Source organism: Actinoplanes sp. NPDC051346, assembly GCF_040682215.1.
In the GTDB taxonomy this organism is placed as follows: domain Bacteria; phylum Actinomycetota; class Actinomycetes; order Mycobacteriales; family Micromonosporaceae; genus Actinoplanes.
On the sequence record NZ_JBFBAJ010000001.1, the window covers coordinates 307,932 to 327,970 of the forward strand.

Annotated in this window: 20 protein-coding genes; 10 read left to right on the plus strand and 10 right to left on the minus strand. The window is 71.8% G+C overall.

Annotated features, from left to right (window positions below; translation table 11 throughout):
- Positions 1-14: 14 nt before the first annotated feature.
- Positions 15-659 carry a 3'-5' exonuclease gene (locus tag AB0M36_RS01400; RefSeq protein ID WP_364150633.1) on the plus strand — a complete coding sequence of 215 codons (645 nt, stop codon included), beginning with the start codon at positions 15-17 and terminating at the stop codon, positions 657-659.
- A gap of 36 nt (positions 660-695) precedes the next feature.
- Positions 696-1,484 carry an aldo/keto reductase gene (locus tag AB0M36_RS01405; protein ID WP_364150635.1) on the plus strand — a complete coding sequence of 263 codons (789 nt, stop codon included), beginning with the start codon at positions 696-698 and terminating at the stop codon, positions 1,482-1,484.
- 53 nt (positions 1,485-1,537) lie between these two features.
- Here the strand turns inward: AB0M36_RS01405 and AB0M36_RS01410 are convergent, their stop codons facing one another.
- The 3 genes from AB0M36_RS01410 to AB0M36_RS01420 are packed head-to-tail and all read right to left on the minus strand — an operon-like array spanning position 1,538 to position 5,004.
- Positions 1,538-3,775 carry an FtsX-like permease family protein gene (locus AB0M36_RS01410; RefSeq protein ID WP_364150638.1) on the minus strand — a complete coding sequence of 746 codons (2,238 nt, stop codon included), beginning with the start codon at positions 3,773-3,775 and terminating at the stop codon, positions 1,538-1,540.
- Positions 3,772-4,455 carry an ABC transporter ATP-binding protein gene (locus AB0M36_RS01415; protein ID WP_364150641.1) on the minus strand — a complete coding sequence of 228 codons (684 nt, stop codon included), beginning with the start codon at positions 4,453-4,455 and terminating at the stop codon, positions 3,772-3,774. The genes AB0M36_RS01410 and AB0M36_RS01415 overlap by 4 nt, the downstream gene beginning before the upstream one ends.
- A 27-nt stretch (positions 4,456-4,482) precedes the next feature.
- On the minus strand, positions 4,483-5,004 hold the full coding sequence (locus AB0M36_RS01420) for a PadR family transcriptional regulator (protein WP_364150643.1): 522 nt from the start codon (positions 5,002-5,004) through the stop codon (positions 4,483-4,485).
- A 127-nt stretch (positions 5,005-5,131) separates the two neighbouring features.
- On the opposite strand from AB0M36_RS01420, the gene AB0M36_RS01425 reads away from it, so the two are divergent.
- Positions 5,132-6,247 (plus strand): peptidoglycan recognition family protein, encoded by a 1,116-nt coding sequence (locus AB0M36_RS01425; protein ID WP_364150651.1) that lies wholly within the window; start codon positions 5,132-5,134, stop codon positions 6,245-6,247.
- 49 nt (positions 6,248-6,296) lie between these two features.
- Here the strand turns inward: AB0M36_RS01425 and AB0M36_RS01430 are convergent, their stop codons facing one another.
- Positions 6,297-6,800: a VOC family protein gene (locus AB0M36_RS01430; RefSeq protein ID WP_364150654.1), complete on the minus strand. Its 504-nt coding sequence runs from the start codon at positions 6,798-6,800 to the stop codon at positions 6,297-6,299.
- 8 nt (positions 6,801-6,808) lie between these two features.
- On the opposite strand from AB0M36_RS01430, the gene AB0M36_RS01435 reads away from it, so the two are divergent.
- Positions 6,809-7,615, plus strand: coding sequence for a helix-turn-helix domain-containing protein (locus AB0M36_RS01435; RefSeq protein ID WP_364150657.1), 807 nt, complete (start codon positions 6,809-6,811; stop codon positions 7,613-7,615).
- A 3-nt stretch (positions 7,616-7,618) separates the two neighbouring features.
- On the opposite strand, the gene AB0M36_RS01440 is transcribed toward AB0M36_RS01435, so the two are convergent.
- On the minus strand, positions 7,619-8,698 hold the full coding sequence (locus AB0M36_RS01440) for an NAD-dependent epimerase/dehydratase family protein (protein ID WP_364152199.1): 1,080 nt from the start codon (positions 8,696-8,698) through the stop codon (positions 7,619-7,621).
- 61 nt (positions 8,699-8,759) lie between these two features.
- On the opposite strand from AB0M36_RS01440, the gene AB0M36_RS01445 reads away from it, so the two are divergent.
- From AB0M36_RS01445 to AB0M36_RS01455, 3 genes are read left to right on the plus strand one after another with little or no spacing between them, the layout of a single operon-like run.
- Complete coding sequence (locus AB0M36_RS01445; protein ID WP_364150660.1) at positions 8,760-9,245, plus strand: 2Fe-2S iron-sulfur cluster-binding protein; 486 nt, start codon at positions 8,760-8,762, stop codon at positions 9,243-9,245.
- Entirely contained in the window at positions 9,242-10,228 is a 987-nt protein-coding gene (locus tag AB0M36_RS01450) for a xanthine dehydrogenase family protein subunit M (RefSeq protein ID WP_364150663.1), read from the plus strand. Before AB0M36_RS01445 ends, AB0M36_RS01450 begins: the two co-directional genes overlap by 4 nt.
- On the plus strand, positions 10,225-12,288 hold the full coding sequence (locus AB0M36_RS01455) for a xanthine dehydrogenase family protein molybdopterin-binding subunit (RefSeq protein ID WP_364150666.1): 2,064 nt from the start codon (positions 10,225-10,227) through the stop codon (positions 12,286-12,288). The genes AB0M36_RS01450 and AB0M36_RS01455 overlap by 4 nt, the downstream gene beginning before the upstream one ends.
- Here the strand turns inward: AB0M36_RS01455 and AB0M36_RS01460 are convergent.
- Both AB0M36_RS01460 and AB0M36_RS01465 read right to left on the minus strand, forming a co-directional pair.
- Positions 12,285-13,031: an SDR family NAD(P)-dependent oxidoreductase gene (locus AB0M36_RS01460; RefSeq protein ID WP_364150669.1), complete on the minus strand. Its 747-nt coding sequence runs from the start codon at positions 13,029-13,031 to the stop codon at positions 12,285-12,287. The two genes, AB0M36_RS01455 and AB0M36_RS01460, sit on opposite strands and share 4 nt — an antisense overlap.
- A 78-nt stretch (positions 13,032-13,109) precedes the next feature.
- The gene (locus tag AB0M36_RS01465; protein ID WP_364150672.1) at positions 13,110-13,460 is read right to left on the minus strand and encodes an Lsr2 family protein; all 351 of its coding nucleotides are present in this window, start codon (positions 13,458-13,460) and stop codon (positions 13,110-13,112) included.
- Positions 13,461-13,731: 271 nt separating this feature from the next.
- On the opposite strand from AB0M36_RS01465, the gene AB0M36_RS01470 reads away from it, so the two are divergent.
- The 3 genes from AB0M36_RS01470 to AB0M36_RS01480 all read left to right on the plus strand — a co-directional run bounded on the left by AB0M36_RS01470 (position 13,732) and on the right by AB0M36_RS01480 (position 16,103).
- On the plus strand, positions 13,732-14,802 hold the full coding sequence (locus AB0M36_RS01470) for a cellulose binding domain-containing protein (RefSeq protein WP_364150675.1): 1,071 nt from the start codon (positions 13,732-13,734) through the stop codon (positions 14,800-14,802).
- Between the two features lie 120 nt (positions 14,803-14,922).
- Positions 14,923-15,243, plus strand: a complete 321-nt coding sequence (locus AB0M36_RS01475) for a helix-turn-helix transcriptional regulator (RefSeq protein WP_364150678.1) — start codon at positions 14,923-14,925, stop codon at positions 15,241-15,243.
- Positions 15,237-16,103: a hypothetical protein gene (locus tag AB0M36_RS01480; protein ID WP_364150681.1), complete on the plus strand. Its 867-nt coding sequence runs from the start codon at positions 15,237-15,239 to the stop codon at positions 16,101-16,103. Before AB0M36_RS01475 ends, AB0M36_RS01480 begins: the two co-directional genes overlap by 7 nt.
- Here AB0M36_RS01480 and AB0M36_RS01485 read toward each other — a convergent pair.
- From AB0M36_RS01485 to AB0M36_RS01495, 3 genes are all read right to left on the minus strand, one after another.
- Positions 16,093-17,805: a GMC oxidoreductase gene (locus tag AB0M36_RS01485; RefSeq protein WP_364150684.1), complete on the minus strand. Its 1,713-nt coding sequence runs from the start codon at positions 17,803-17,805 to the stop codon at positions 16,093-16,095. The two genes, AB0M36_RS01480 and AB0M36_RS01485, sit on opposite strands and share 11 nt — an antisense overlap.
- Before the next feature lie 82 nt (positions 17,806-17,887).
- Entirely contained in the window at positions 17,888-19,408 is a 1,521-nt protein-coding gene (locus tag AB0M36_RS01490; RefSeq protein ID WP_364150687.1) for an alkaline phosphatase D family protein, read from the minus strand.
- Positions 19,408-19,992 (minus strand): hypothetical protein, encoded by a 585-nt coding sequence (locus AB0M36_RS01495; RefSeq protein WP_364150689.1) that lies wholly within the window; start codon positions 19,990-19,992, stop codon positions 19,408-19,410. The genes AB0M36_RS01490 and AB0M36_RS01495 overlap by 1 nt, the downstream gene beginning before the upstream one ends.
- Between the last annotated feature and the right edge of the window lie 47 nt (positions 19,993-20,039).

Genomic DNA, 20,039 nt, shown 5'->3' on the forward strand with positions numbered 1-20,039 from the left:
AGGCGGTGACCACGATGACCGCAGGCACCTGGCGCGATGCCACCAACCTCGTCGTGCTCGATCTCGAGGGCAGCGGCGCCCAAGACGGCGACGACGAAGCCATCCTGGAAATCGCCGCCGTACGGCTGATCGATGGCCGACCCGACGTGGCCACCGCCTACACAACCGTCGTCAACCCCGGCCGCCGCATCCCGCAACGGCCTTGGATCTCACCCGGGCTCACCCACGACGTCCTCACCGCCGCGCCAGCGCTGGAGGAAGTCCAACCGCAGCTTGCGCGCCGGCTCAGCGGCGCCTATCTGATCGGGCACAACGTCAACGTCGACTGGCGGCTGCTGCACCGGCGCTGCCCCGGCATCGAGATCGCCGGCCTGATCGACACCTTCCAGCTCGCCAAGGCAGCTCTGGTCGAGGGCAAACGCAGCCTGACCGCCCTGCTGGATCGGCACGGGATCACCGCGACAGTGACCGACGCCGTTCCGCACAGCCGTCCCCACCGCGCACTGTGGGACACCGTCGGCGCCGCCCTGTTGCTCGACGCACTCGTGCGCCATCGCTGGCCTCAGCAGGAGCCCACGTTGACCGCTCTGCTCTCCGAGGCGGCACCAGCTCGGCCTCACCCGTCACCGGCGCCTACCCCAGCGACCCTGTTCGACTGACTCCCGGGCGCCGCTCCCATTCTCCCGGAGACGCCCATGACGACGACCGCGAACTCGGCCACATACCCGATCGGCGGGGACCTGCCGGTGCGGCGCCTCGGCTACGGCACGATGCAACTCACCGGGCCTGGCCACTGGGGCCTGCCCGCCGACGTCGACAACGCCATCCGCATCCTGCGCCACGCCGTCGACCTGGGGGTCAACCACCTCGACACCGCCGATGCCTACGGCCCCCACACCGTCGAAGAACTCATCCGCCGAGCCCTGCACCCCTACCCCGACGGGCTGGTCATCGCTACCAAAGGCGGCCTCACCCGCCACGGCCCCCACCGGTGGGCACCCTGCGGCCGACCCGAGTATCTGCGCCAATGCGCCGAGATGAGCCTCCGCCGCCTACGTCTGGACCGCATCGACCTCTACTACCTGCACCGCATCGACCAGAAAGTCCCGCTCGCCGATCAAGTCGGCACCCTGAACGACCTACGCTGCGAAGGGAAGATCCGCCATGCCGGCCTGTCCAAAGTCAGCCACGGACAACTCGTAGCCGCCGCCACCCACACCACCATCGCGGCAGTGCAGAACCACTACAGCCCGACCACCCAGGACCCGATCCTGCGGCACGCCGAACGGCACGACATCGCCTACGTCGCCTACGCGCCCTTCCACCGCGGCGACCTAATCACCGGACCCAGCACACACCCACCCACGACGGTGCTCAACGACCTGCTGGCACGCTCGCCAGCAATGTTGACCATCCCTGGCACCGCCCACCTCGGACACCTGATCGAGAACATTGGCGGCGTACCGGCTGCGCCGAGCTCATAAGGCCTAGCGTGCGCGAAGTCGACGTCGTCCTCGGCAGACTGCCGTAGGGCGTCCTACTCGCTGCGGAGGTTGCCCGGGCGGGTGAGGCGCCAGAGCGTCGGCATGGTGGCGGCGGTGGCGCCGAGCACGACCAGGGCGGCGACGCCGGAGGTGGTGCCGATCCCGAACCAGTCGACGGCGATCGGCGCCCCGACGGCCGCCCGGAGGACCGCGGCGATCGCGCTGCCGAACCCGACAGCCACGGTCATGCCGATCACCACCGGCACGGCGGCCTGGGCCAGCACCGAGCCGGTCAGAGTGCGCCGGCGGGTGCCGACGGCGACCAGGACGGCCAACACCTTGCGGCGCTCGTGGAGCTGCTCGGCGACGGTGACGACCATGCTGGCGCCGATGAGCAGCAGCAGCGCGATGGTGCCGGCCAGCAGCGCCTGGCGGCTGGTGCGCATGGCGTCGGCGACGTCGCCCTTGCCGGGTTCGTAGACGTGTGCCAGCGGGTCGAGCCGGACGGTGGTGGTGCGCAGTCGCTCGATGGCGTCCGGGTCCGCGGTGTCGAGGGTGACCGCGTAGGCGGTCCTGGCCGTCGGGATCGCGGCGCCGGCCAGCGCCGAAGGGGTGATCAGGAGCGTCGGGCCGTAGCGCGGGGCCTTGTCGCCGGCGGTGGCCCGACGGGTCGGCGCCGGTGCCGTCCAGGCGGTGCCGCCGAGGGTGTAGGCCCCGGCGCCCTCGGGAAGGTCGATGCCGTAGACGTCGCCGTCGGTGCAGCCGGTCGTGTCGGTGTAGCGCACGAGGACGGCGCAGTCGCCGACCTTCACGGTGACCTCGGTGCCGTCGCGGTCGGCGATCGCGGTGCGGACCGGCTGCGCCGCCCGTACCCCGGGTGTCTCGCGCAGGGCGGCGACCCAGGTCCGGTCCGGCAGGCCGGTCTCCGGCTCGATCTGGTGCAGGAAGGGGTCGGTCCGGGCGGGGCCGGAGACGCCGAACTTGCCCTCGATGCCGGTGACGAGCCCCTGTAGCGCGATCACGCCGGCCACGGAGACGGCGATGCCGGAGACGGCGCGGACGGCGGTGCCGCTGTCGAACTGCAGGCGGCGTACCGCGAGCTCCCAGGCGAGGCCGCCGCCGCCGAGCCGCCTGACGAAGGCGTCGACGAGCCAGGGCAGCAGCAGGGCCAGGCCGGTCAGCAGGAGGGCCACGCCGGCGGCGACCTGGAATTCGGCGCCGCCTTCGCTGAGGCCGTCGGTGAGCGGCCACAGCAGGGCGAGGCCGACGGCCGGCAGGATCAGGCGCCACCACAGCCGCCGTCGCACGGTGCTGCCGAGCCGGACCACGCCGAGCGGCTGCACGATGACCCGCCGCATCGCCGTCAGGGTCACCAGCACGGCCACGAGGGGCACCGCCAGCAGGATGAGAGCGACCAAGGCGGGGACGGGACGCATGTCGGACAGGTAGAAGCTGAGTGGGCCGGTCGCGTACCTGGTGGTGAGCAGGCCGATGCCGACGGCGAGCAGCGCGCCGACGCCCAGGCCCAGGACGGCGCCGACCAGGGTCTCGCCGGCGGCGATCCGGCGGGTCATCGCGGCGTCGGTGCCGACCAGCCGCAGCGCGGCCAGCCGCCGGTCGCGGGTTTCGCCGCCGAAGCGTACGGCTCCGGCCATGAAGACCATCACCGGCGTCAGCAGCACGACCATGCCGACCGCGGTGAGCGCCACCAGCAGCGGGGAGACACCGCGGTCGGCCTTCCCCGCGTCCCCGAACGCGTTCGCCCGATCCGCGGTCTTATCGGTGAGCGTGTCGGTGCCCAGGTAGAAGAAGAGCTCGGCGGGTCCGGACAGCCCCTGGCCGCCGATCGTGCCCACGATCCGCGCGTCCCACCGCCGGGCCAGATCCGGGTTGTGCGCCATCAGGTCGGCCAGGGCGGGGGAGACCAGCAGCTCGCCGGGGCGCGGCAGGGCGGAGACGCCGGGCGGTGTCGGCGGCCGGGAGCCCTCCGGCTGCACCAGCGAGCCCTCGACAAGCTCGCCCCGGAACTTCGTGGTGGCCCGGCCGACCAGCAGCGTGTCGTCCCCCTTGGACAGCTCATGGCCGTGTTCCGTGGTGGCCGCGCGGGCCCCGGTGCGGGCGCCGCTGGCGGCCACCGCGGACGGTAGCGCCGCCGCGGACAGCAGGACGGCGACCCCGATGCCCACGCCGGCGGCGATCAGCGCCAGCCGGGTCCAGCCGCCGCGTCCCCCGGCGACGCTCATCCGCGCGCCGAGTCCGAGTTCGAAGATCCACCGCCGGAGCCGGGTCATCGGGCGTACTCCTGCTCGCGGACCCGGCCGTCGCGGACCACGGCCTCGCGATCCGAATACGCGGCCACGCGCGGCTCGTGGGTGACGAGCACGACGGCGGCGCCGGTGTCCTTGGCGGCGGCGATGAACAGTTTCATCACCAGTTCGCCGTTGAGGGAGTCCAACGCGCCGGTGGGTTCGTCGGCGAACACGACGCGGGGCTCGGTGACCAACGCGCGGGCGACCGCGACCCGCTGGCCCTGCCCGCCGGAGGCCTGGCCGGGCCGTTTGCCGGCGACGTCGGCGACGTCGAGGCGCTCCAGCCAGTCGGTCGCGGTCCGGTGCGCCGCACGGCGGCCGGTGCCGGTCAACCGCAGGGGCAGGGCGACGTTCTCCAGGCAGGTCAGCTCCGGCACCAACTGTCCGAACTGGAACACGAATCCGAACTCGTCGCGGCGCAGGGCGCTGCGCTCGCTGTCGGACATCGCCGAGACGTCGCGGCCGGCGTAGCCGACCCGGCCCGACTCCGGGGTGAGGATGCCGGCCAGGCAGTGCAGCAGCGTCGATTTGCCGGAGCCGGACGGCCCCATCAGGGCGATCACCTCCCCGGCGTGGACGTGCAGCGACGCGCCGTCGAGGGCCTTGGTCTCGCCGAAGTTCAGGTGCAGGCCATCGGCGGTCAACAGGGGCTGTTCAGACATGGGACCTCCGGGGTCGCGGACGGGGGTTCAGGGACGGATCCGGGCGGCCAGGCGGTCGAGTCGGGCGGCGGTGAGCTCCAGCCAGCGCAGGTCGGCTTCCAGGTGGAACAGGGCGTGGTCGCAGATCAGCTCGTCAGCAAGGTCGCCCACGGTCTTGCGGCGGGTCAGCTCCCGCATCAGCCGCAGGTGCTCGGCACGCTGGGCGTCGAGCACCTCGGCGGCGTCCCTGCCGGTCAGCAGTGCGAGGACGACCTTGGTGTAGAGCGTGCTCTGCAGGTAGGGCTCGGGCTTCTCCGGGCGGCGCATCCACTCGGCCACGTCGGTGACCCCGGCGTCGGTGATCGCGTAGCGCTTGCGGTCGGGACCGTCGCCGGGCTCGGACTCCACCTCGACGAGCCCGTTCTTCAGCAGGCGGGCCATCGTCGAGTAGACCTGGCCGTAGTGCAGCGCCCGGTCCCGGCCGAACGTGTCGTCGTAGATGTGCTTGAGGTCGTAGCCGTGGCGTGGGCCGTTCTCCAACAGGCCCAGCAGGGCGAAGCTGACTGACATGCCAAGGCACTATACACACGATGTATAAACCTGGTTTATTCCCGAACGGGCCGCAGGTGTTTCCCTTCAGGACACATCTCGCGGGAGCCTGTTTCCGGGTTGCGGCCGGTGGCTAACGTTCACCGACATGATTTCTCGTAGATCCCTGCTGCGCGGCGCCACCGGTCTCGCTGTGGCGGCGCCGCTGTCGGTTGCCGCCTCGCGACCTGCGGCGGCCGCCGGCGCGAGCGTGCCGACAACGTTGTCGAGCATTCGCGGTGTCGTCCCCTCCGGCGTCGCGATCGCTCCCGAGCTAGCCCTCACCCATCTGTCCGTGACCGCTGGCGGATCGGTGCGGCTCCGTACGCGGGCCGGCTGGCAGCCGTGGCGCGAGGCGTCCGGATGTCCGGGCGGGCGGGACGGCGTCGCGGCTCAGCCGCGCATGCTGATCCCCGCGGCCGGGGCCCTGGACTACGAGGTCCGCGGCGAGGGCGTCTCGGTGGTCGAGATCAACACTGTGGACGGACCGACGCGTACGGTCGCCGCGCGGCAGACCCGGCTGCCGATGGCGGTTCCGACGCAGATGTGCCCGCAGTACCTCAGCCGGGAGGCGTGGGGTGCCGACGAGTCGTACCGGTTCAACGACGACGGCACCCCGAAGCTGACGCTCGGGTTCTTCAAGGTGCAGACCCTGACCGTGCACCACAGCGGCGAGGACGTCCCGGTCACGGACCCGATCGCGCACGTACGCGGCATCTACTACAACCAGGCCATGACGCAGGACTTCGGCGACATCGGCTATCAGCTGCTGATCGACGCCGACGGGCGGGTCTATGAGGGCGCCTACTCCGACCCGGACAAGACCCCGGTCTTCGGCCCGGCGCCGGGCTCCGACGGGCTGCCCCTGGCGGTCAACGGTGCCCACGTCGGCGGCTTCAACGGCGGCAACGTCGGCATCTGCCTGCTCGGCAACTTCATGCAGGCCCCGCCGACCGCCGCGGCCCTGCGGTCGCTGAAGGTGATGCTGGCCCGGCTGGCCGTCACCACCAAGCTGGACCCGCTCGCCACCACCGAATACGTCAACCCGATCTCCGGCAAGAAGGCGACCCTCGCCACCATCCCCACCCACCAGGACTGGCACCGCGCCAACCCGGACGCCGGCGCCACCCTGTGCCCGGGCGACAAGCTTTACGCCCTGATGCCCGGCATCCGCAAGGACGTCGCCGCGCTCACGAAGAAGCTGCCGGCGATCCCGGTCCGATAGTTCGCCGCCCTCTCCGGCCGGTCGTGCCACGGCCGGAGAGGGACCGCGACTACGCGGAATTCTGGCTCTTCGCCCACTCGGCCACGCGGCGCGCACTCTCCTGCTCGGACAGGTCTTCGACGCGGGTCATGACGGACCAGCGCACCCCGTAGGGATCCCGGATGCTCGCGAAGCGGTCCCCGGACACGAACGTCACCGGAGCCTCCCGCACCGTCGCGCCGGCCGCCACCGCCCGCTCGACCACGGCGTCGACGTCCGGGCAGTACAGGCCGATCGAATAGCAGTCCTGATCGCCCTCGGGCGCCGGGACCATGCCGTAGTCGGGCATCGGCTCGCCGAGCTGCAGCAGCCCGTTGCCGAAGTCGAGCACCGCGTGGGCCACGACCCCGCCCATCTCCGTCACGTCCACCACCCGGGCCCCGAAGTTCTTCTGATAGAAGTCGATGGCTCCGCGCGCGTCCGCGATGGCCAGGAAGGGCGTCAGGCTGGTGGCGCCGTGCGGGGTGCCGTTCGTTGTGTACTTGCCGTCAGCTGCTGGAATGCTCTCTGTCATAGGGCACGATGCTAGGTGTGCCGCATGGGGACGGGCTTGAAGATTCGCGACAGGGTGCTCCCCGGGGAGTGCTCTATCCGGCGCGGCTGCCCACCTTCACCCGCCTGAGCGCCCCGGACGCCGTCGCCCACCTGGTGCGCTGGTTCTGGATCCCGGAGTGGGACATTCAGCCCGGCCGCACCCTGCGGCAGCACGTCATCGCCTATCCCGCCTTGAACCTGGTCGTCGAGGGGGACTCGGTCGAGCTCGGCGGTCCGGCCACCCGCGTCTCCCACCGCGACCTCACCGGCACCGGCTGGGCCGTCGGCGCGTTGCTGCGCCCCGCGGCGGTGCCGCACTTCACCGCGGACCCGGGCGCGTTGCGCGACACTTCCATCGCTGTGGACGCCCCCGACCTGGTGAGCCAGGTGCGCGCGACAATGCCCGGCGGGCAGCAGAGCGCCGTGGACGCCTTCGCGGCATGGCTCGCCGCTGCCACCGGGCCACCGTCGGCCGAGGCGTTGCTGGCCAATGCGATGACCGAGCTCATCGACACCGACCCGGACGTCCGCACCGTCGAGGATGCCGCCACCCGGCTGTCCGTTTCCGTGCGTACGCTGCAACGCCTCGCCGCCCGCTATGTCGGACTGCCGCCGCTCGCGATGGTCCGCCGTCGGCGGCTGCAGGAGGCGGCGGTCCGGTTGCGGACGGATCCGACGGCAACGCTGGCCGAAGTGGCCGCCGACCTGGGGTACAGCGACCACGCCCATCTCGCCAACGACTTCCGCTCGACGCTGGGCCTGACCCTGAGCACCTACCGCCGCGAGGTCTCGTGACCCTCAGTACGGGTTGCCGGAGCCCGGCAGGCGGCCGCGGAGCACGCCGCCGAGCCGCCCCGGCAGGTCCGGTGCGTCGGAGAGCGGCGGGCTGTCCGTGTGGGCCCGTTCGGCCAGGCCCGCGACCAGTTCCCTCAGCGCGTGCACCGCGTCGGTGAGGGGCCGCCAGCCCAGCTCCGCCGCGATCCGGTCGCAGGACATCAGCGGCGCCTTGAGGCCGAGCCGGACCCAGCCCACGTCGACCGGCTGGAGCCGGAGCCGCCAGCTCAGGTCGGCGGCGCCCCGCAGCAGGAAGCCCGGCACCGGCACCTCGCGGCCGTGGAACGCCTCGGCGGCCACCGACGGGTCCAGCACCGGGCCGGCCGCCACGTTGAAGGCGCCGCGCACGTCGGCCGCCAGGGCCCGGGCGTACGCGTCGGCCAGGTCGTCGGCGTGCACCGCCTGGACCCGCAGCGCCGGGTGGGACGGCACGAGCGGGATGCGGCCGTACCGAAGCAGGCGGGCCGGCAGCAGCGGGCCGGCGAAGTAGCGGCCGATCTCGGTGCCGACGTCACGTTGGAAGATCAGGCCGGGCCGGAGCCTCACGACGCGTAACGTGGGGTGGTCCGACTCGACCCGGTCGAGCATCGTCTCCACCAGGGCCTTGTGCCGGCTGTAGGAAGAGCCTCTCACCCCGGTCCTCGGGTACGCCTCGGTCACGTAGGCGTTCTTCGGGCCGGCCGCGTAGACACCGACCGACGACGCGTAGACCAGGGTCGCGACGCCCGAGCGCAGCACGGCCTCGGCCACCGCCCGGCTGCCCGTCACGTTGGTGCGGTAGAGCTGGCGCTGGTCGTGACTGGGCTGGATCTGCCAGGCCAGATGCACGACCGCGTCGGCGCCTCGGAACAGCTCGGTCAGGCGTTGCGGCGCCTCCGGTGCGCCGATGTCGCAGGAATGCCAGTCGACCGCGTCGTAGGGTGCGGCCGCGGTGGTCGGCACCCGCCGGACCACGCCGACCAGGTCCATCCCGGGCTCGTTGCGCAGCCTGCGCAGCAGGGCCGTGCCGGCATTACCGCTCGCTCCGACGATCACCACTCGCATGTCTCCGGCGTACCCGGCGCGTCGCCGGTTGAACCTGCCGACGTCGGGTACGAATTCGGTCATGAACCTCGTCGTCAACGGTGTCGAGCACACCCTGGACATCGACCCGCGGACAACGTTGCTGGACGCGCTGCGCGAGCACCTGGACCTGACCGGCGCCAAGAAGGGCTGCGACCACGGCCAGTGCGGCGCCTGCACCGTGCTCCTGGACGGGCGCCGGGTCAACAGCTGCCTGGTGCTGGCGATCAGCCAACAGGACGCCCGGGTCACCACGGTCGAGGGCCTCGGCACCGAGGCGGAGCCGCACCCGTTGCAGCGGGCGTTTCTCGACCACGACGGCTACCAGTGCGGCTACTGCACCCCGGGCCAGATCTGCTCGGCGGCCGGCATGCTCGACGAGGTCGCCAGAGGCTGGCCGAGCGCCGTCACAGACGGGGACGTGACGCTCGACGACGCGGAGATCCGGGAGCGAATGAGCGGCAACCTGTGCCGCTGCGGCGCGTACGCGAACATGGTGCCGGCGATCGCCGAGGCGGCCGGCCGGTGAAGTCCTTCTCCTACACCCCCGCGACCGACGTGCCCTCCGCGCTGGAGGCCGCCCGCACCGAGGGCGCCACGTTCCTCGCCGGCGGCACCAACCTGGTGGACCTGATGAAGCTCGGTGTTGCCACGCCGGACGTGCTGGTCGACATCAACCGGCTGCCGCTGCGCGACGTGACCGAGCTGCCCGGCGGCGGCCTGCGGATCGGCGCCGGGGTCCGCAACAGCGACCTGGCCGCCCATCCGCTCGTCCGCCGCGCCTATCCGGTGCTGAGCCAGGCGCTGCTCGCGGGTGCCTCGGGCCAGTTGCGCAACATGGCCACTACGGGCGGCAACCTGGTGCAGCGCACCCGCTGCCGCTACTTCATGGACATGACCAAGCCGTGCAACAAGCACACGCCGGGCAGCGGCTGCCCGGCCCGCGAGGGCGACCATCGCAACCTCGCCGTCCTCGGCGCCTCGGAGCACTGCGTCGCCACGCATCCCTCGGACATGGCGGTGGCGCTGGCGGCCCTGGACGCGACCGTGCGCGTCGCCGGCCCGGACGGCGAGCGGGACGTGCCGGTCACCGAGCTGCACCGCCTGCCCGGCGACACCCCGCAGGACGACACCGTGCTGCGTCCCGGCGAGTTGATCACGGCCGTGGACCTGCCGCCGCTCGAGTTCGCGCGGGTGTCGGCGTATCGCAAGGCCCGCGACCGGGCCTCCTACGCCTTCGCCGTCGGCGCGGTCGCGGCGGCCGTGCACGCCGAGGACGGCGTCGTCGTCGACGTCCGACTCGCGTTCGGCGCGGTTGCCCACAAGCCCTGGCGGGCGTACGCGGCGGAAGAGGCCCTGCGCGGCCGCCCCGCCACCCGCGAGGAATTCCTGGCCGCCGCCGACGCGGAGCTGTCCGCGGCGGTGCCGTTGCGCGACAACGCCTACAAGGTTCCGCTGATCCGCAATCTGGTCTCGGCAACCCTGGCCCGGCTGACGGGAGCGCACCAATGACGACCACGGCGTCGCGTGCGGTGGGCCGGCCGCTCGCCCGCATCGAGGGTCCGGCCAAGGTGACCGGGGCGGCGAAGTACGCCGCCGAATACGCGATCGAGAATGTGGCGTACGCGTGGGTGGTGCAGTCGCCCGTCCCGCGCGGCACGCTCACCTCGGTCGTCGTCGATCCGACCACCGAGGCCGACGACGTGCTGGCCGTGCTGTGGCATGGCAACGCGCCGCGCCTTGCGGAGCCGAAGGACCCCGAGCTGGCCGTGTTGCAGTCCGAGCGGATCAGCTATCGCGGGCAGGCGGTCGCCCTCGTCGTCGCCCGTACGCTGGAAGCCGCCCGCCGTGCCGCCCAGCTCGTGCGCCTGGAAATCGACGCCGAGCCGCACGACGCGGTGCTGCGCGAGGACCACCCGGAGATCTACACGCCCGAGGCCGACCCGGACTCCCCGGCGGAGACGGAATGCGGCGACGTCGACGCCGCGTTCGCCGCGGCACCGGTCACCGTGGACGTGCGCTACGAGACGCCGGCGCTGCACAACAACCCGATGGAGCCGCACGCGACGACCGCGCTGTGGGCGGGCGACGACCTCGTGCTCTACGACTCCAACCAGCACCCGCCCGGCGTCGCGGCGGCCGTCGGCGCCGTCTTCGGGATGCCCGCCGACCGCGTACGCGTCATCACCGAGCACGTCGGCGGCGGTTTCGGCTCCAAGGGCACGGCCCGGCCCAACGCCGTGCTCGCCGCGATGGCTGCCCGGGTCGTCGGCCGCCCGGTCAAGCTCGCGCTGCCCCGGCAGGCGCTGTTCAGCATGGTCGGCTACCGCACACCCACACTGCAACGGATCCGGTTGGCCGCCGATCGCGACGGTACGCTCACCGCGGTCGACCACCAGGCCGTGGAGCAGACGTCACGGCTCTACGAGTGGGCCGAGCAGTCCGCCGTCGTGAGCCGGCACATGTACGCGGCCCCGAACCGGCGTACCCGCAACCGCCTGGTCCGGCTGGACCTGCCGACGCCGCGCTGGATGCGGGCGCCGGGGGAGGCGCCCGGCTCGGTGGGCCTGGAATGCGCCATGGACGAGCTCGCCGCCGAGCTCGGCATGGACCCGATCGAGCTGCGCGTCCGCAACGAGCCGCGGGCCGAGCCGGAGAGCGGCGTGCCGTTCACCGCCCGCAACTTCGTCGCCTGCCTGCGGGAGGGCGCGCGGCGCTTCGGCTGGGAGGGCCGTGATCCCCGGCCGCGCCGCCGCCGGGAGGGCTCCTGGTGGATCGGCACCGGGATGGCGGCTGCCACCTTCCCGTGCAACGTGATGCCGTCGATCGCCCGGGTGCGGCGCTCGCCGGACGGCACCGTGGACGTGTCGATCGCCGCCACCGACCTCGGCACCGGCGCGCGCACCATCCTCACCCAGATCGCCGCGGACGAGCTGCGCCTGCCGCCCGAGCGGGTGCGGGTCCACATCGGCGACAGCTCGCTGCCGAAGGCCTCGGTGGCGGGCGGCTCGGCGGGTAGCGCGTCGTGGGGCTGGGCCGTCACCGGCGCCTGCCGCGAACTGCGCGACTCCGGCGGCGACGAAGCGACCTTCGACACCACCGAACTGGTGGAGCAGCAGGAAACCGACGGCAAGCACGCGTATGGTGCGCACTTCGCCGAGGTCCGCGTCGACGCCGACACCGGCGAGGTGCGCGTCTCCCGGCTCTTCGGCATGTACGCCGCCGGCCGCATCCTCAATCCCCGCACCGCCCGCAGCCAGTTCATCGGCGGCATGACGATGGGCATGGGCATGGCGCTGCACGAGGAGGGAGTGCTGGACCCGGCGATGGGCGAGTGGGTCAATCACGACCTCGGGGAGTACCACGTGCCGGCGCACGCCGACGTGGAGTGGATCGACGCGGAGTGGCTGGACGAGGCGGACGACGAGCTCAACCCGATGGGAAGCAAGGGCATCGGGGAGATCGGCATCGTCGGTTCACCGGCGGCGATCGTCAACGCCGTCGCTCACGCGACCGGCGTCCGGGTTCGCGATCTCCCCGTACGCCTCGACAAGCTCCTGCCCCATCTCTAGGACCTGGGAGTGCGTGGTGCCGCCTTGCCCGCGTAGGCGCGATCGATGAGCCAAGGCAGGGCGGTGGAGGCGAGCATCGCGAAGCGGTAGCCGCGCGGCACCACGATGCGCCGGCGCGGCTTGCGCAGCGCGCGCTCGACGGCGTCCACCACGATGTCGGGCCCGGGAAGCCGGTCCGCGTCGCGGGCGTTCATCTCGGTGCCGATGCGCCCCGGCTCGATCAGCGTGACGCCGATGCCGGTGCCGGCGAGCTCGCGCCGGACGGAGTCGGTCATGCCGCGCAGCGCGAACTTCGTCGCCGAGTACACACCGCCGACGCCGATCTCGCCGGCGACGGATCCGATGTTGACGATGGCACCGCCTCCGGCCGCCCGCATCGACGGCACGACCGCGCGCATGAGCCGGATCGGGGCGAGCAGGTTCACGTCGACCATGGCGATCAGGCGCGGGTCGTCGAGCAGTACGGTCTCCGGCCCGCTCAGGCCGGCGTTGTTGACGAGCACGTCGATCGTGCCGGTGGCCGTCGTGGCCCGCTCGACTAGTGCCTCGATGGCGTCCGGCTCGCGCAGGTCGGTGGGGACGACCAGAGCCGAGCCACCGTTCGTCTCGATGGCGGCGGCCACCTCGGCGAGCTCCTCGGCGCGGCGGGCGGCGAGCACCAGGGTGGTTCCCGGTCGGCCCAGCCGCAGGGCGGTGGCGCGGCCGATTCCGCTCGATGCTCCAGTCACGATGATGACGCGCATTCGTCCTCCGGCCGGGATCCTCGCAAACTCCAAACGGCGCCGCCGGTGTGGCGACGCCGTTTCGCTGCCGGGGAGAATCTATCGCTTGGCGTGGTAGGCCTCGACGATGGAGCTCGGGATGCGGCCGCGCTCCGACACCTCGTATCCGTTCTTGCCCGCCCACTCGCGAATGGCCTGGTTCTGGTCGCGGGTGGCCCGGCCGGTGCTGGCCGGTGCGCCGCCGCGCCGGCCGACCCGCGCGTCGGCGCCGCTGCGCCCGACGCGGGTGGCGACCGACAGGTACGGATCCAGGGCCTTACGCAATTTGCCGGCGTTCTTCTCCGACAGGTCGATGGTGTAGTTCACGCCGTCCAGCCCGAATTCGACCGTGCGATCGGCCTCGCCGCCGTCGAGGTCGTCGGTCAGAAGGGTGATTACCTGCTTGGCCATGATGAGGTCGCTCCTACAGCGGTGCCATTGTCTCGGGTAATTCGCCTATTCATTCTGTCGGTCCGGCGCGGTCGAAGCAAATTGTCACCGCGCATGTCGCGATGCTTCGACCGGCGATATGGCGCGGAATTAACGGCGATCGGCGGGTTGACCACGGAGAGTCCATGAAACTTCACGGCAACACTTCACCGTTTGGTCAATATGTTGTACCGTGTATGGGAGCGCTCCCACACCCCTCCCGTCCCCCGAGGGTTCCCCCGAAGGAGCTGTCATGAGACGTGCCATCCGCGCCCTCGCCGCGGCCGTCCTGTTCGTCGCCGTGGGCCTCACCACATTCACGTTCGCCGGATCCGCCCACGCGGACACACAGATCTGCGAGCAGTTCGGCTCCACCACCGTCGGCGGCCGATACGTGGTGATGAACAACCGTTGGGGCAGTGCCGCCGAACAGTGCGTCAATGTCACCGTCGGTGGATTCTCGATCACCAAGCAAGACGGGGTCGGCAACACCGGCGGGGCACCCGTGTCATACCCCGCGATCTACTACGGCTGCCATTACGCGAACTGTTCGCCCGGCACCAATCTGCCACTGCGGCTTGCCGCGATCAGCAGCGTGACCAGCGACATCTCGTACCACTACGTGAGTGGGGCGACGTACGACGCCGCGTACGACATCTGGCTCGATCCCACGCCCCGGCGCGACGGCGTCAACGCCATGGAAATCATGATCTGGTTCCACCGCCAGGGCCCCATCCAGCCGGTCGGCGCGGTGGTCGGCACGACGACGGTCGGCGGCCGCGCCTGGGAGGTCTGGCGGGGCAGCAACGGCGCCAACGAAGTGATCTCCTATGTGGCGCCGGCACCGATCGCAAGCTGGAAATTCAGCGTCCTCGACTTCATCGACGACGTGAAGCGGCGCGGTGCCGTGACCGACTCCTGGTATCTCACCAGCGTCCAGGCCGGGTTTGAGCCGTGGAGCGGCGGCGTCGGACTCGCGGTCAGCGACTTCTTCGCGGAGGTGACCGGCGGGGACACCCCCGCGTCCTGCCGGGTGACCTACGCGGCGGAGAACTGGAACACCGGATTCGTCGCCACCGTGACCATCGCCGCCGACGGCGGCCCGGTCGACGGCTGGACGCTCGGCTTCACGCTTCCCCCGGGCCAGCGCATCACCCACGCGTGGAACGCCGCGATGACCGGTGACAGCGGCGCGGTCTCCGCCCGCGACCTGGGCTACAACGCGCGCATCCCGGCGTCGTTCGGTTTCCAGGGCACGGTCGATGGCGGGTTCGCGACGCCCACCGCGTTCACCCTGAACGGCTCGCCCTGCACGAACGCCTGACTGTCCGCTCGGACTCGATCACGCCCCGCCCCGTCGCCGCCCATCCCGGAGGCGGGGCGGCCGGCGTCCCGCGGATCACCCCCCTATGCAGAACTAGGCATAGGGTCTACGGTGTCGGCCATGGGTTCTCTCCGGATGACGACCCCGCGCCTGATGGCGTTGCGGGCGTTCCTCGACGATCCCGGCCAGGAGCGGTACGGGCTCGACCTCGCCGTGCAGGCCGGCCTGGAGCCGGGCACGGTGTATCCCATCCTCGTCGCCTTCGAGACGGTCGGCTGGTTGACCAGCCGGGAGGAAGAGATCGATGTGCACGCCGCCGGGCGGCCCCGCCGGCGTTACTACCAGCTCACCGCGGCCGGGGTGACCGCCGCGCGGGACGCCCTGGCGGCGGCGGAGAAGCGCCGCAATGCCCGCGCCGGCTCGCGGAGGTTGGCATGGTGACCAGGGCGATGCCGACGGCCGGATTGCCGCTGCTCGAGCGGGCCGCCGTGACGGCGCTGGCCCGGCTGCTGCCCGCCGGGTTCCGCGACCGGCAGCGCGACGAGTGGACCGCCGACCTGATGACCCTGGCGTCCCACGGCGCGGCGGTCCGCTGGCGATACCTGCTGGCCGCCATGTGGACGCTGCCGACGCTGCGCTCACTCGTACGCTCCGGTCGTGCCGGCGGACCGTCCGGAGCGGTGGCCGCACCGGTCGCGCTCGCCCTGACCGCCCGGGTGTTGATCCTGGGACTGGGCTGGCCGGTCATGTCGTGGTTGTTCGGGGTCGCCCTGCGTTACGTGGTCTACGACGTGCCGGCCCGCCTGGAGGCCGGCATGACGTTCGATCCCAAGGATCTGTGGCCGACCGATGGGGTGTGGGTGGCGCTCACCCCACTATGGATCATGCTGAGTCTGGGCGCCTGGGCCGCCGTGCTCGGTGGCCCGTTCCTGATCGGCTCGCTCGGACTGGTCGCGACGGTCGCCGGACCCCTGCGGCGCGGCCAGAGCGGCCGGCAACGGCTGACCGCCGCTCTGGCCGGTGTCGGGGCACTCGCGTTCGTGGTGGGCTTCTTCGTTCTGGTGGGGCTTTTCCCCACGGTCCTGGCTGAACCGGGCGACTACCTGATCTCGGCGGACGCGCGGAGCGGCGTCACCGTCGGGCTGCTCGGCGTGGCGAGCATCGTGTTCGCCGCCAAAGCCCGCGCCCTCGCCGGACGAACCCGGGCCGCCTTGCTCCTCGTCGGCGCAGGCGCGGTGATAGTGATGCTCGCCCACCACGTGCCGCTGGGCGTCTCCATGAATATCTGGTTCATGGACTAGGGGTGGCTGGCGCCGATTGCTCCGGCACCCTCTGGCTGGGCACCGGGCGGACCTGCGGCTGGGGGAGCGGCACCGAGCGCAGCGCGGCCGGAGCATGCGACGGCACCGCCGGCGTGCGCGGTGCCACCGGCTCGATCCGCTCGTAGGCCGACCCCAGCTCGGGTCGCGGGTCCGGCTCGCCCTTGTTGGGCCAGAACGACATCGCCCGCTCGGCCAGCGCCGTGATCGTCAGCGACGGGTTCACCCCGAGGTTCGCCGGAATCACCGAACCGTCCGCCACGTGCAGCCCGGGATAGCCGTGGACCCGCTGGTACGGATCGACCACCCCGGTCTCGGTCGATTCGCTGATCGTCGCGCCGCCGAGGATGTGCGCCGTCATCGGAATGTCGAAGATGTCGCCCATCGCGCCGCCCGGCTGCCCGCCGATCTCCTTGGCCATCCGGCGGACCGCCTCGTGACCGACCGGGACCCACGTGGGGTTCTTGGGGCCGTGGCCCGGCCCGGTGGTGAGCCTGCCGCGCCGGGTCCGGCGTACCGTCAAGGAATTGTCGAGGGTCTGCATGACCAGCGCGATGATGGTGCGGTCGCTCCACCGCCGGTGGGACAGCGAGCGCAGCAGCCACCACGGATGCCGCAGCGCCTCCCCGAGGAAGCGCACCGGTCGCGGCACCCGGCCGCCACCGTCGACCAGCAGGGTGGTGAGCCAGCCCATCGCGTTGCTGCCCGGGCCGTAGCGGACGGGCTCGATGTGGGTGACCTCGTCCGGGTGGAAGGACGAGGTGATGGCGACGCCCTTCGAGAAGGGCTCCGCCGGCACGCGGCTGGTCTGCGCGCCCAGCAGCGCCTCCGAGTTGGTGCGGGTCAGCGCGCCCAGCCGCCGCGACAATTTCGGCAGCACGCCCGTGTCCCGCATCTTGTGCAGCAGCCGCTGGGTGCCGAGCGCTCCCGCGGAGAGCACGACCTGCCGCGCGGTGAAGACCTGCTTCTTCGTCTCGATCCGCCAGCCGCCCTCGACCTGGCGCAGCGCCGTCACCTCGGTGTCCGGGTGGACCGTCGCGCCGAGCTTCTCGGCCAGGTAGAGGTAGTTGAGGTCGAGGCGGTTCTTGGCGCCCGTACGGCATCCGATCATGCAGTCGCCGCACTCCGTGCATCCCGTGCGCTCCGGTCCGGCACCGCCGAAGAACGGGTCCGGCACGGTCTTGCCGGGCTCTCCGAAGAAGACCCCCACCGGGGTACGGCGGAAGGTGTGCCCGACGCCCATCTCCTTGGCGACCGCCTCCACGACCCGGTCCGACGGGGTCATCGACGGCTGGGTCGTCACGCCGAGCATGCGCGACGCCTGGTCGTAGTGGGGCCGCAGCTCGTCCTTCCAGTCGGTGATCCCCGACCAGTGGTCGTCGTTGAAGAACGGCGCCGGCGGCTGGTAGAGCGTGTTCGCGTACACCAAAGAGCCGCCGCCGACCCCCGCGGCGGAGAGCACGACGATGTCCTTGAGCAGCGTGATCCGCTGGATGCCCCGCAGGCCCAGCGCCGGCGCCCACAGGAACGCGCGCAGGTCCCACGAGGTCTTCGGCAGCGTCTGGGGCGTGTAGCGCCGGCCGGCCTCGAGCACGCCGACGCGGTACCCCTTCTCGGACAGGCGCAGTGCCGTGACGCTGCCGCCGAAGCCGCTGCCCACGACGATGATGTCGTAGTCGGTCATGGGGACACTCCACCACGTCGCGGGGTGTTACACCAGAGCCGAAACTGTCTCATCTCAATGTCAGGGTGGTTCGGGACGCGCCCTAACGGCGGTACTGGGCGGGGGAGCCCTTGGTGGCCGGGTCCTCGTACGCGCCGGCCCGGCCCCGGTCCACGTGCCAGCTCGTCAACGTGCTCACCGCGGCCGCCGGATCGCCGCGGTCCGCCACGACGCGCAGCCGCGTGGTCCAGCGTTGCGGGGTCACCTCGTAGAGGTCGTGGCCGTACCGGTTGCCCTCGAAGTACCGCAGGTGCGGGTTGGCGGCGCCGAGCAACGGGCCGTTGGTGGCGTTCCAGCTCGGGGAGTAGGCGCTCGAGGTCGCGGAGTGTGCCACGAACTCGGTGCCGATGACCGGTGCGCCCGGATTGTCGAAGTCGGGCTTGATGTCCTGTACGAACGCGCTGTGCCAGTCGCCGGTGATGGTGACGAAGTCGGGGCCGCCGGCGCTGCGTACGTGTCCCAGAACCTCAGCCCGTTCCGCGCGGAACCCGTCCCACTGGTCGGTGAACATGAATCCGCCCTGCGGTATCCGTTGCTGGCCGAGGAAGATCGAGTTGATCCAGCACTGCCACCCGGAGCCGCGTTGGCTGATCCGCTGCTTCAGCCAGGCCTTCTGCGCCGTACCCAGAATGGTGCCGTCCGCCAGGTTCTGCGCCGAGCGGTACTGCCGCACGTCCAGCACCACCAGTTCGAGCAGGTCCCCCCACCGTCGGGTGCGGTAGAGCCGCGGGTCCGGCAGGGCGGTGTCGGAGCCCTCCAGGCGCAGCGGCATGTGCTCGTACCATCCCTGGTAGGCCGCCGCGCGCCGGGCGACGAACGTGGCCGCGCCGCGCGAGCCGGAGTAGTCATTGACGACCTCGTGGTCGTCCCACGTGAGATAGAACGGGTGGGCGGCGTGCAGGCCGCGCAGCAGCGGGTCGCCCTTGTAGAGCGCGTGCAGCTTGCGGTAGTCGTTCAGGCTGGTGGCGGTGCCCAGCTCGGAACCCTCGTACACGTAGTCGCCGAGATGGACCACGAAGTCGAGGGCGTTGTCCGCGGCGAGATCCCGCATGCCGGGGTATTCCCCGGACTGGTAGTTCTGGCAGTTGAGCGACGCGAACCGGACCAGGCTGACCGCGCCGACCGGCGCGGTCTTCGTGCGGCCCACCCGGCTGACCTTGCCGAGCGCGCCGAACCGGTAGTAGTAGCGCCGGCCCGACTGCAGGCCCTCGGCGACCACGTGGACACTGTGGCCGAGCAGCGCCGACGCGGCGACCGAGCCGGATGCCACGACGGCGGTCATCGCCGCGTCGGTCGCGACCGCCCAATCCACCTGCACGACGTCCGGCAGCGGCTGCACGTCGGCGAGCGGCTCCGGCGCCAGCCGCGTCCACAACAGAACGCTGGTCGGCAGCGGGTCGCCCGAGCCGACACCCAGCGTGAACGGCGCCGCGTCCCAGGAGGCGCCGAGTGCGGTCGCGGAGGCGTGCGCGGCGCGCGGGTCCAGGCCCTCGGCGAGCGGCCAGGCGTTCATCGCGCCCGCACCGAGCGCGGCCCGCAACAGGGTACGGCGACTGACCCGCATCACGATCCTCCCGCTGTCACGCCGAGGAATGCCGTGGGCGTGGAGAGCACGAGGGAGATGCTGTCCGCGTACCCGTCGTTGGCCGTACCGCCGTCGCGGGTCAGAAGCAGCAGCACCCGCGCGGTACGGCTGCCCGGCGGCACCACTCCGGACCAGGCGCGCCGCAACAATCCGGTGGTGGCGCCACGGTCGGACGCGGTGACCGGGCCGAGGACGCAGACACCGAGGGGCGTACTCGCCGCGGAGAGGAATTCCAGCGAGAGCCGGGCACCGTCGTCCTGTTCCGCATAGCCGCCGAGCCATCCGACGAAGTCGAACCGTGCCGCGCCGGCGTCGATCCGCGCCGTTCCCGGCAGGGTCACGAGCTGGGTCAGGCGGGTCCGTGCCGAGGTGCCGCCGGTGAGGAAGTTGCGGCCGCGGTCGGCCGGCCCGGGCCCGCTCGTCGTCGGATATCCCGGTGTGCCGTACGCGACGACGGCGGCACCGCCCTCCAGGGCCGTCCACCCGGTGACGGGCGACGGCTGGCCGGTGCCGCCGGGGTCGCTCTCCGCACCGCCGTTGGCGATCAGGTTCGCGGTCCGCATCCACTGCTCCTCGCCGGCGACGACGGGGGGCGTCGCCGCGTGAGGTC